8 protein-coding genes are annotated in these 12,429 nt (G+C 38.3%); 3 read left to right on the forward strand and 5 right to left on the reverse strand.

The features are described 5' to 3' along the window. Positions 1-23: 23 nt before the first annotated feature. On the reverse strand, positions 24-929 hold the full coding sequence (locus BLS35_RS09250; protein ID WP_165973279.1) for a polysaccharide deacetylase family protein: 906 nt from the start codon (positions 927-929) through the stop codon (positions 24-26). Between the two features lie 128 nt (positions 930-1,057). On the opposite strand from BLS35_RS09250, the gene BLS35_RS09255 reads away from it, so the two are divergent. Beyond that, positions 1,058-3,571, forward strand: coding sequence for a S9 family peptidase (locus tag BLS35_RS09255; protein ID WP_254778783.1), 2,514 nt, complete (start codon positions 1,058-1,060; stop codon positions 3,569-3,571). 49 nt (positions 3,572-3,620) lie between these two features. Here BLS35_RS09255 and BLS35_RS09260 read toward each other — a convergent pair whose 3' ends face one another. Both BLS35_RS09260 and BLS35_RS09265 read right to left on the reverse strand, forming a co-directional pair. Then, positions 3,621-4,727: a C1 family peptidase gene (locus BLS35_RS09260; protein WP_090780130.1), complete on the reverse strand. Its 1,107-nt coding sequence runs from the start codon at positions 4,725-4,727 to the stop codon at positions 3,621-3,623. A gap of 129 nt (positions 4,728-4,856) precedes the next feature. After that, a complete protein-coding gene (locus BLS35_RS09265) occupies positions 4,857-5,459 on the reverse strand; it encodes an outer membrane beta-barrel protein (protein WP_090780132.1) in 603 nt (200 codons plus the stop codon). 377 nt (positions 5,460-5,836) lie between these two features. Between BLS35_RS09265 and BLS35_RS09270 the strand changes: the two genes are divergently transcribed. Continuing rightward, positions 5,837-7,354 (forward strand): glycoside hydrolase family 130 protein, encoded by a 1,518-nt coding sequence (locus tag BLS35_RS09270; RefSeq protein ID WP_090780134.1) that lies wholly within the window; start codon positions 5,837-5,839, stop codon positions 7,352-7,354. Here the strand turns inward: BLS35_RS09270 and BLS35_RS09275 are convergent. Further along, positions 7,351-9,627 (reverse strand): glycosyltransferase family 4 protein, encoded by a 2,277-nt coding sequence (locus BLS35_RS09275; RefSeq protein WP_090780136.1) that lies wholly within the window; start codon positions 9,625-9,627, stop codon positions 7,351-7,353. The two genes, BLS35_RS09270 and BLS35_RS09275, sit on opposite strands and share 4 nt — an antisense overlap. 365 nt (positions 9,628-9,992) lie before the next feature. On the opposite strand from BLS35_RS09275, the gene BLS35_RS09280 reads away from it, so the two are divergent. Continuing rightward, positions 9,993-11,351, forward strand: a complete 1,359-nt coding sequence (locus tag BLS35_RS09280; RefSeq protein WP_090780138.1) for a hypothetical protein — start codon at positions 9,993-9,995, stop codon at positions 11,349-11,351. An 840-nt stretch (positions 11,352-12,191) separates the two neighbouring features. On the opposite strand, the gene BLS35_RS09285 is transcribed toward BLS35_RS09280, so the two are convergent. Then, positions 12,192-12,374 carry a hypothetical protein gene (locus BLS35_RS09285; protein WP_090780140.1) on the reverse strand — a complete coding sequence of 61 codons (183 nt, stop codon included), beginning with the start codon at positions 12,372-12,374 and terminating at the stop codon, positions 12,192-12,194. Between the last annotated feature and the right edge of the window lie 55 nt (positions 12,375-12,429).

Consider the following 12,429-nt stretch of genomic DNA (forward strand, 5'->3'; position numbering starts at 1 on the left):
GGTTTTGCTAAAATGAATTAGCATTAAAAGCTTTTAACGATGCTGTTGTGTAGTGTTTTAGGACTCCAGTATCCACTTGCGATAATTCTTCTAACTGTAAATAGTGGATCGTTCTGGTCACGTTTGTCAGCCAATGAGAAAGCCATCCTAAAACCTCGCTTTTTAAGCTCAGGGATGCCTTCAGCATTCCATAATCCAAATGGATAAGCGAACTCTGTCATTTTCTTACCTGTAATTTCTTCTAGTTTCTTTGTTGGCTTATCTAGTTGCTCTTCCCAGTCCTTACCTTGATATTTTTTAAAGTTTTTATGATCATAAGTATGACTACCAATCACGTTGCCTTCATCAGAAAGTTGTTTGATCTGCTCTTTGGTCATGTAATCTACAAACTTGCCTTTTTTGCCAATAGAAACCGTCATGATAAAATACACAGCTTTATAGCCATATTTTTTAAGTGTTGGTGCGGCAACTGTAAACTGATCCATGTCTGTATCGTCGAAAGTAAACATGATCGGTTTAGAAGGAAGTGGGGCGCCTGTATTTAAATAAGCATATAACTGATCAGGTAAAATAGAATGATAACCGCTATCGGCCAGCATTTTAACCTGATCTTTGAAGTTCTGAATCTCAACAATATAATCTTTACCTACTTTTCCGTCTGTAGGTTTCCAGTTACGCACCTGGTGGTAACACAAAATAGGAACCTGTTTGCGGGCTAAAATGGTCTTTGCATCCGCAACTTTTATTTTTGAAACATCAACAGCAGGGGGTTGCTCAGTTTCTGAATTGGTTGGGGTATTAGCTGTTGTCGTCTCTTCTGCAGCTACGGCGGTTTTATCTGTTCCACCTGTACTAGATTGCGATTTAGACTGGCAGCCGGCAGCAAGAATTACAGCTGCCGCGATAAAGGTTAAAAAATGCTTATTCATAGGTTCTTTATTTGATACAAAACTAAAAAATCAAACTTAATAAAAGATAGCTATCGCATTTATTACAAAGAAATTTAACCCTCGTAATGGGATTAATCAATATTTTTATCGGTATAAACTAATTCATAATGAACAAACTTTACCTGCCACTGGCTGCAGTGCTTACTATGCTCTCTATTGATTTGAGTGTAAATGCACAAACCAAAACATTTACGATTACCGAAACGCTGCAATCTGCTCCCAAAGCAAATTATCAATTGGCTTCCAGATATTCGCCTAATAAGCTGAAAAAGCTGATTTATACTACCGCTGTTGATCCACATTGGCTTAAGCTAAGTAAGCGTTTTTGGTATGAGTATGAAACGCCGGCCGGTAAAGAATGGTACCTGATTGATCCTGTAAGTAAAAACAAACGCAAGATATTCGATAATGCGGCTCTTGCTGCTGCAATAACAACCGTTATCCGAGATCCTTTTGATGCGCAACACCTGCCTTTAGAAAATCTAAAGTTCTCTGCTGACGAGAAACACATCACATTTGAAGTGAAAAGTACGATAGACGAATTAAAGAAGGACCGTAAGGATAAGAAGGCGGCGGACTCTATGCAAAAGAAGATCTTTTATTTTAACTACGAGATCAGTAAATCCAAAGTAACCGAAATTCCCAATTATACGAAGCCAAAGGCTAAGCCAAGTTGGGGATCTGTAGCGCCTGATTCTTCGGCAATTGTTTTTTCGAAAAACTTTAACCTGTACTGGATGGATAAAGAGAATTACAAAAAGGCAGTGAAGAACGAAGAGGATAGCACCATTGTAGAGCATCAGCTGACTAAAGATGGTGTTAAGTTCTATCCTTATGGGGCTAATGGTGATGGTGAGAACAACGAGGAAAACGAAAAGAACAATAAAAAAAGAAGAGCTGCGTATGTAATGTGGTCACCAGATTCTAAGCATTTTGTGCTGAATAGAACTGATTCCCGTAAGGTAAAGGACCTTTGGGTAATCAACAATGTGGCAGCAGGCCGACCTACACTGGAGACATATAAATACCAGATGCCGGGTGAAAAGGAAGCACCTATAAGTGAAATTCTGCTTTTCGATTTTGCTGCAAAAAGTTATAAGAAACTGAACACTGCTGCTTTTAAAGACCAAACGGTATCTGTATGGGCTGCGCCTTTACTCAATAAGGATCGGGACAATGAATTTAGGCCGTCGATTTGGTTGGGTAATAACAATAAGGTGTACTTCCAGCGTACTAGTCGAGATTTAAAACGTATAGATGTATGTATGATTGATATTCATACAGGGGTAGTGACGCCATTGATCGATGAGCGTTTTAATACTTATGTAGAAGTGAACAGACCTGGTTTAGTCAATGATGGCAAGGAATTAATTCATTGGTCGGAGCGTGATGGTTGGGCTCACTTTTATTTATTTGATGGCAATGGTAAATTGAAAAATCAGATCACCAAAGGTGCTTTCCATTGTGAGGAAATTATAAACATAGATGAAAAAAATAGGGTGCTTTACTTTACCGCGAATGGCAGGGAGGCTAAAGAAGACCCTTATTATGTACATCTGTATCGTATTAATTTTGATGGATCGGGACTTAAGTTATTAAATGCTGGTGATTTTGATCATGCCATCAGTATGAATGATGAAGCTAAATTCTTTGTCGATAACTTCTCCAGAGTCAATACTGTTCCTAAATCTGTGCTAATGGATAACAATGGCAGGGTAGTGATGAATTTGGAAACTGCTGATTTGTCGCTATTGATGGCAACCGGCTATAAATTTCCTGAACCTTTTAAGGTAAAGGCTGACGATGGAATTACGGATATTTATGGCGTAATGTATAAGCCTTTCGATTTTGATCCCAATAAGAAGTATCCTGTGATTGAATATGTTTATCCTGGTCCACAAACAGAGGCTGTAAATAAATCATTTACCAAAAGCATGGACAGGACTGACAGATTGGCTCAATTTGGTTATATCGTAGTTACTGTGGGTAATCGTGGCGGAAATCCTGCCAGGTCTAAATGGTACCATACCTATGGTTATGGGAATTTAAGAGATTATGGTTTGGCTGATAAAAAAGCTGCCGTAGAGCAGCTTGCGGATAGGTATTCATTTATTGACGCGAGTAAAGTGGGAATTACAGGCCATTCTGGCGGAGGCTTTATGTCTACTGCTGCAATGCTGGTTTATCCTGATTTCTTTAAAGCTGCGGTATCTAATGCGGGGAATCATGACAATAGTATTTATAATCGTTGGTGGAGTGAAAAACATCATGGGGTAAAGGAAGTTGTGTCTGCAAAAGGAGATACCACATTTACTTATAACATTGATAAGAACCCTGATTTGGCTAGAAACCTAAAAGGGAATCTGCTGTTGATGACAGGAGATGTGGATAATAATGTACACCCGGCAAATACCATTAGAGTGGCAAATGCACTGATGAAAGCGGGTAAAAGATTTGAACTGGTCATCGTTCCAGGACAGCGACACGGTTTTGGTGATTTGACAGAATATACTTTCTGGAAGCTCGCAGACCACTTTAATAAATACCTGATCGGTGATTTTTCACAGGTCGGTCAGGCAAATATTGTAGAGATGGATAGGGAAGTGGAACAGAAGAAATAAAAAAAAGGGGATGATAATTCATCCCCTTTTTTGTTATCATAAAAAGGACTTATTTTAAGCCTAATTTGTTTTTTAATTCTTTTGAAAGTGCTGCTTTTGGTACAACTAAACTCACTGTATTAATTGCGAAATAAGGCTCTGATACTTGTATGTAACCTTTAAAAGGTCCAACAGCTCCCCATGAGTTTTTTACTTTAAAGAATAGCTTTCCATTTGCGGATTGCTCCAGACCAATAAGGTGCATCAAGTGATCATCCTGAGTTGTTAAATTCTCATATAGTTGTTGACGTAACTCTGGTGAATATGCAATTTCTTTCACCTCAGGGTTTAGCTCTTTCTGTTTTACATCAGCAGTATCTGCAAATAACATTGCATAACCTTTCTGCTGTTGGAAATTTTTGTTGCTTACGTCAGCATCCCACATAATGGTGTAACCATTTTTAACAGCAGTGGTGGTTAAAGATAGCATCTCAGCTAATGGCAGGTTGTAAAATGAACCGTTTGCAAAATTATCAGGTGCCTCTAAAACAAACTGACTATAATAAGGGTGGTGGGTAAATGAAGTAATGTTTACATAATCATTTGCGTCAAATTTTAATACCTCCTGAGCAAAGGTTTTTGCCGTATAGCTTTTGCCTTTATATTCAAAATTAGTTGGAGGAGCTCCAATTTTCTGATCAAGAATCTCTACGTAGCCTTTTAGCCAATCATTATCAAGAGGACGTTTTTTAAGTACAGCATCAAGATATGTTTTTAAAGCAGTTTCCAATCCAGCGTGGTTAGGTATTTCGCCACTAAGGCCTTGAAAAGCTTCCTGAGGCATTGCGCCATAAAGCGATATTGACCTGATAAGATCATGGCCAAGACCTCCTTCTCCAAACTGTGCTTTGCCCTGACGTAAAATATAGTTCTTGGCTTTTTCTATATACACATTCCGTGCGGTAAACATTTCTGATATGTTCAGTTCTCCTAAACCTTTACGCAGTCCTTCTGATTCGATAAGGGAAGTGGTTGAATAGTTCCAGCAAGTGCCTGACTGACCTTGATTTTTAACTGAGGTGGCAAGGTTTTCTTTAACAGGTTTTAATGTCTGACTTTGTGCTTGTGCAGATAAAGCAAACCCAAATGCAATTGCGAATAATATGTTTTTCTTCATTTTTAATGAGCTAGTTTTTCAAAAATAGCAAACCATCATGAGTTTTTATGAAAATGGCCATAAAAAAAGCCCTTGCAATTGCAAAGGGCCTTTTTCAAACCAAAATAAACTGTTTTGTAAGTAGCTATCTTAAAAATGGAACTGCACACCCAATTTTGGGGCAAAAGTATCGGCTTCTAAACCAAATGCATTGGTTTTAGTTTTAATTCCGGTTAATTCATCTTTAACTGAACTGTTGTTGTAACCTAATCCGTTAACTGAGAATTCGATACCAATTCTTTTAGTAGGGAAGAAAGCAAATCCTGGAGCGATATTTACACCTATATCAGTTGTAGTACCTTTTTTTGCACCTGTATTTCCGTCTGCGTCTAATGCTTTCTCTGTACCAAATGACATAGGAACTGATAACTGACCAAAGAATTTAAACTGATCGGATAAACCTACATAGTAACGTCCAAAAGGAGCAACTTTAAAAGCCTCGTTTAATTTTAAATCACTTACTTCTTTATTATAAGTATAACCTACCCCTGTACCGATCGCAAAATTATCGCTGATAAAATATCCCGCACTTGGAACAACATTAAAGCTGAAATCTGATTTGTTGGCACCATCAACTTTTTCTGAGCTGAATCCAACACTACCACCTACCATAATTTTTCCTTTTTCAGTTTGAGCTTGAGTACTAAATGCGAATGCAGAAACTGCAACTAATGATAATAATAATTTTTTCATCTTCTTATTTTTTAATTTATAATCTGGTCATTTAAGTTTTTATATCCTGACCATTTACGTTATATAGTCAATGTGTATGCCAAACTAAATGTCCCTCTCATCGTCTATTAAATAGGGATTTACGTAACTTGCTAGTTTGTAATGGAATAAGGTTTTTTGTTCTGGAGTTTATTATTTTGCAATGACAATTCAACTTAAATTATGACAAATCTGCTCCTGACAAAATGATTCATTCTGACTTTTTTAGTTGTATTGTCAGTTATTTTGTTGTCTGTTTTGGGCGACATGTTAACAAAAACACTCAGTCCGAATTAATTTTCTTTTTAAAAAACATTAAATTCATAAATCATTGTGCTCCTTTAATGTGTTATAGGGTTATGAGATTGCAAATAGAAAGAAAACCGATAAAAGTATATCCTGATCCTAAGCGGGTAATAGCCCGATTCTTTTTTAATGGAGAGGAGCGGGCAATGGAAGTTGTTAAGCAGGTAATGGGGCTTTCATCCAAAGAGGTGTTTAACTTAATTTCTCCTTTATTGCAGGAATATTCCAAACGGCACCGTAACATCACCAAAATACTAACGCGCCATTGCAAAAAGATAAAGCCATGTATAGAGAAGGCTGGTTACGAGTTCGACTCGCTGGATAAATACGAAAAACTTTTGCTGGGTTCTTATTTCACGCATGAGTATTCTATAGAATCAGCTGCCTTTTTTAATCCTTCAGTAGTCGAGGATCCAGATCAATCTGACCTCGTAGAGGGCGAAAAGCGCTTGATCATCAGTTTTAGGGCGGTAGGCGAAGGTCACATCTCCTCAGTAGTGTTTAGACGGGCGCTGATAGATCGCGATCACAATATCACAGTTCTACCAGCAGGGAATTATATTGATGAAGCTGAGATCATTAAAAATGCCATTTACAACAAGAAACTCTTTCTTAAAAAGGCTGCAGATTCGAGGATTGATATAGAAATTTTAGATGAGATGGGCAACAAACTGAATGATAAGTTTGATTATGCCACATTAAGAAAGGTGATTCTAGATGGGAAGGGGCTGCAGGAAGATAACATGAAGAAGTTGGAGTACGATAAGATTCTCTGGTTATCTGATACTTATCACGAGATCAGTTTCTCCCGGGATACGGATATCTCGGATAGGGTGATCTTTCCTATTTCAGAATTTGAACGTAAAGGTATTGAGGATGCCAGATTTGTGCGTTTTGTGAAGGAGGATGGTAGTGTGATTTTTTATGCGACTTACACGGCCTTTGATGGGGCTATGATCATGCCTAAATTGCTGCAGACCACTGATTTTTATGATTTCAAAATCAGTCCATTGCATGGCGTAGGTGCTCAAAATAAGAACCTGGCCTTGTTTCCACGTAAAATAAAAGGTAAGTATGCGATGATGTCTCGGATTGATGGATGGAATAATTATTTAATGTATTCGGACAAATTGACGGTGTGGGACAATCCAGTGAAACTGCAGTCGCCTATATTTCCATGGGAGTTTATACAGATTGGTAATTGTGGGTCACCTATAGAGACTGAAGCAGGTTGGTTGCTAATCACGCATGGGGTAGGACCAATGCGACGCTATGTTTTAGGCGCCAGTTTATTTGATTTAGAAGATCCCTCAGTTGAGATTGGTCGTTTAAACGAACCGCTGGTAATTCCCAATACTGACGAACGTGAAGGATATGTACCAAACGTGCTTTACTCTTGTGGCTCAATCATTCACAATGGTGAATTGATTATCCCTTACGGCCTTTCAGATTACTGTTCTTCCTTTGCAACTGTTAACCTTAATCTCTTACTACATAAACTAAAGAGTTCAAACTGTGCAGTTAGTCGTGAGGCTACTGTGGAAACTGAAGAACAGCTTTCTGCGGATTAATTTAACACCTGTTTCTGTGCAGCAACCAAATCGCTGATTTGAATAGATTCAAATTCAAGTGCTTTTAATACTACCAAATGAGAGATCCAATAAGCAAGGGTACTCTCTGCGCCTTGGTTTCGGTTTACACCATGTGGTTGTAAGCCGTCGCCACAACCTTTGGTTTCATGATCAAATAATGGAAGGTGTAAGCTGTTTTCCCCTAAGAACCATTGGTAGCACAAGTACATCTGTTTAATATAGGTGATATCGTGGGTAATTTCATAAGCTTTAAAGTACATCAGCACCATGGCCATTGTTTCAATAGCTTGTTGGTCGTACATCGCCATCTCCGGGCCGTCTTTGTAAAGCCAGCCGTCGTTGCCAACTGGATTTAAATAGCCCTGAGATAAGGTTTTCTGGGTTAAAAAATTCATGCTTTCCAGTGCAATGCCCAATGATTCGGCATCTTTGCTCGTTTGATAATAGCAAAGCAAAGCTAGTGGCAGTATGGCATTGTCATAAGTCATTTTATCCTCGAACCAATGCCAATGGCCATGACTATTTACCCGATAAGCTTCTTTAAGCGGCTCTGCGAGTTGGTCAAATTGCTCTCTGATGGGGTCGTCGCCGGGATGGCCTTTCAGGTAATCGGATAAGCCGATCATGGTATTGCCTATCCCTCTTAGGTGCTTCAGGTTTTTAAAATGTGGTACAGATTTGTTAAATAACTCTCTTGCAAACTCCCGGTACGAGTTATTGGGAGCATTATTGATCAGGTAGCCGAGCGACCAAATGGTACGTCCGAAAGAATCTTCTGAGCCTACTTCATCCAGGTATTCTCTCGTAAAGCTTAAGAAATTTCTGAAACTGCCATCGTCACATTGCATATATTGAATGTAGCTTAAATAAACTGGCAATAGCTCTAAAGCGACTTTACTCTTATTTTGTTGGTAGGCCAGAATCGCCATAATCAGCGCTCTGGCATTATCGTCCAGACAATAGCCCTCTTTAAGATTTGGAATCCCATACTTAGCATGTTGTACAATACCGGTATCATCTGTCAACCGTCGTACATGTGCGAGGTTAAAGGACGGCATAGCATCTGGATCTATGATTTGTTCGGTATCTTCTTTTTCAGAAAGTGATTTAAGGATGGCTTCGTCCAGTACTTCAACAAAAATTCTTCCAATAGCTGGCCAGCGTAAGTTCAGTCCATATTCGTAGGCATTTGCTTTAAGCTGACTGAGCTTGTCCTCATCTTTAAACAATTCATTTACAATTGTGGCAAGGGCATCGGCGTCTTTAAAATCAAATAACCGACCTCTGTTATCCGCCAGTAGCTCCTGGGCATGCCAGTAGGGGGTGGAGATTACAGCAGCACCTGCACCTACGGCATACGATAATGTTCCACTGGTAATCTGGGCTTCGTTTAAGTAAGGGGTGATATACATGCCGCAGGCTGTTAAATAATCAAACAGCTGTTTTTCTGACACAAATTTATTGATAAAAGTAAGGTGCTCTTCAACGTTGAGTTTTCGGGCTAGCCTTTTCAAACTATCTCGATATTCTTCTCCCGAACTACGTATTACTCCGGGGTGCGTAGTCCCCAGAATCACATACATTACATCAGGATTTTGGGCAACTATCTGGGGTAGGGCTTCAATAACCGTCTCCAGACCTTTGTTTCTACTAATCAATCCGAAAGTAAACAGTACTTTTTTATTTTTAAAAGGGAAGGCGTTTTTAACTGGATTATCTATTTCGGCTTCCAGGTCAGGAACACCATGTTCAATCAGTTGAATTTTGTTGAATGAAATTCCGTATATACTGGTTAAGAAACCAACAGCCCGGTAGCTCATCACTACTATCCGTGAGGAATGTTTTGCGATTTCCCTGATAATAGTTAATTGCATATAGCTCGGATCTTTTAATACCGTATGTAGAATGGTTACCAGCGGTTTTTGTAATCTAGCAATTAACGGAAGGATATAAACCCCATCTTTACCTCCATAAATGCCAAATTCATGCTCCATAATACAGGCATCTACCAAGCTGGTATTGATGTAATCAGCTGCACGGATATAGTCCTTTTGATTTTCCTGTCGGATTTTATATTTAACTTCTGGGGGATACTCGTAAGTATCTATGTGTTCAGAATCATTCAGTGCAACTACATAACTATCATCCGAAACAGTCGATTTGTCGTAACCAATTGCCCGAAGTAGGTTATGGTTAAACGTAGCGATGCCGCATTCACGTGGTGGATAGGTGGATATATAAGCAATTTTCATATGGATTGAGGGATCTTTGTACGGTATTAACAGTTCTTCAATTGAATTGTTCTAAATAGTTGGTTTATTTACATAATTTTGATTATAGGTGTGTAGGTTGTCTTTGTACATTACAAAATAGGATGTCTAGCCGAGATCTCTTTTTTTTATTGCATACTGCCTTAAGTGAAGACTTCTAGACCGTTAGCCGATTGAAAACTCATGTTCAGCATTGATTATTTAGTTTATCTAACTATCTTAGAAGCCAAAGCATTTGACTAGGAAAACCTTTGCCGCTGGAAACGTAAACAAAAGGTTACGATAATACCTTATGGCCGGATTAGGCTAATCATTGAATAAACAAACACAAAATCTAAATTAACGCTATGAAAAAAGAGTCGCTCAGCCATGAAACCCATCAAAAGATAATTGATGCTGCTGAATTATTTTTAAAGCGGGATCAAGGTAAGCCGGTTAACCTCATTGATGCAGTGGATTGGATGACCCAGATCGCCAGTAGCGGAGATTTAAATCGAGTTACTGATATTTACCTATACGAAGATGGGTTTAGTGACACTGAAAAAGCGCTAAAAGATACTATTCTTCATGCGATCACTTCCATTGTCGCATTTGAATACCAAGAGCAAAACTTCACTTATCTTGAAAATATGGTACTCGCCGATCACAGTATACAAAGTGACCACGCCTTAGATTATTTTTTAAAAATAGGCCGCTACCACGAGAAATTCAAGGATGGCACATTGGCTTTTGTGGAAAGAAGCTTTGATGTCTTTTCAGAAAATCAACTTAACATTTCAGCTTTCTATTTACTAAAACTCTACAAAGAAGAAAAAAGGGTGACAGACCTCTTTCATAAAATACGCACACTTAACGATGAAAAATACCGGAAGAAAGAATTTATTCTCAACGCATCGGAAGGGGGTGATGAGGCTTCAAAAGAGATTAGAATAGGTAAATTCTTTTCTGAAATATTGAAAGGAAACCCAATTGATAATGTTGTTTTTTCCAAATATGTCTACCAGGAAGAATTTTTTGAGGGATTAAAACTGTATAAAAAACATGAACACTCGGCCACTGAAGACCAATTAGCCAAATTTGTCAATATTTTGACCGTCCTTGCAGACGAAATGGCAAATTTTATCCACTCTTTAGCCAAAAATGCGATGGATGCGGGTTTTCACTTATCGAATTTCGATCATCAATATAAGTTTAATCCCGAAATAAGGAAGCAATTACAACAGCTTATTGATTTGCTCAAAGCTAAAAAAAGGAAAGCCGCTAATATTGATATTGCGAACCTTTGCTCAGCCAAGGCAAAAATCAGTACTTCAATCCCGAATTTATTAAAAAAAGAGGAAATCGGGGAGGATATGCTTCAGCTGGCCAAATCATTTGAAAAAGTAGATTCTGATGCCGTAGCAATCAAACTTTATGAATCTATTATGAATGATTTCCAGGCAGAATCTTCAAGGTTATCAAGCGGACTATTTCCTGAAATTTCCTACATTGATTCCAGGCCCAAACGGGAAATCGAAATATTTGAAATGGCAAATGCGTCTCATAAAAAGCTAACAGCCCAAAATAGTATCGAGAATACACCTCGAACAGTTAAAAAAGAAGATTTAGTTCCTGCTGGTGAACCATCACAGGAAGAAATTGAAAATATGCCAGCAAAAGCTGAAAATAGTTTTTTTGCACGTCTGAAGCGGCTATTTAAGAATTAGACAACCATTTTTAGGACAAAAGGACATTTTTATTGTTTTTCAATCATTGTTATAACACTTCTCGTTTATAAATCCTTAATCACCTCACCTCTGTCAAATTAAAGTTCACTTATGGCATGGTGGGGATGCGTGAAATCGCCTTATGGTAATTAGAGAATCAATAATGCCGGTTTTGGCGACGAGATGAAAGACATCAGTCAACATGAAAAATAGGACTAAATACGGATTGGCAAATATCTTACAATAGATGCTATTAAGCTCTTAAGAACGAAATAGAACAAGTTGCCTAAATCAATATAATAAAACCTGTTCCAGCTAGCGCCTTTCAGAAGAGGTTGACTGTTTGATAAATTTGAGTTGGTCTCTTTTTTTTTAAAAGTGCTCAATTATCTTCTTTTGGAAAATGGACTTTTGGGTAAAAATAAGTTCGGTTTTTAGCGATTTTTAACCCAAAAGTCCATTGTTGTTTTGACATATTTTGCTATGTATTACAGTGCCGAATGGCTCTTGAAACAAGGCGAACTTAAAAATACTCCTATTGGTTTGAGCAAAGTTGATGGTGATTTCCTTGTTTAATACATTCTCAACTGATCGATAGGGACCTTGTAATGGCTGTGCGACTGTGTTAGGATTTGTGCTTTAGGTGTAGTAATTAAGTTTGCTAGCGCATATTGAACGGGCCAGCTACAAAAATGGGATAAGCGATCTCCGCTGATACTTTCAGTAACAGCTGCCACAAAATTAAGTATAAGGGGTAATTGCGAAGAAGGCGTTATTTTTTTCTTTTATTAAGATGACGCAGTCGAATAAAAAACTGATCTGCGTCATTGGAGATGAACGTTAATCCAGATCGATCAGATCAGGATCAATACCAGTGTAATCACAAAACTCTTTTACCGTAATAAACTGATGATCCTCTTTGTTGAGTTCAATTCTGATTGCTCTTAGTAGACGCCGAGCTTGGCGCTCGCTACGTCCAGTAGCTTTACAAACATCTTTTGCGTAAATACATACTCTTTCCATATCATGGCTGATTGTACCGTAACAGATCAAGTGGCGCTAGCAAAAAGGTTGAGAG

The sequence above is a fragment of the Pedobacter sp. ok626 genome (assembly GCF_900100435.1).
In the GTDB taxonomy this organism is placed as follows: domain Bacteria; phylum Bacteroidota; class Bacteroidia; order Sphingobacteriales; family Sphingobacteriaceae; genus Pedobacter.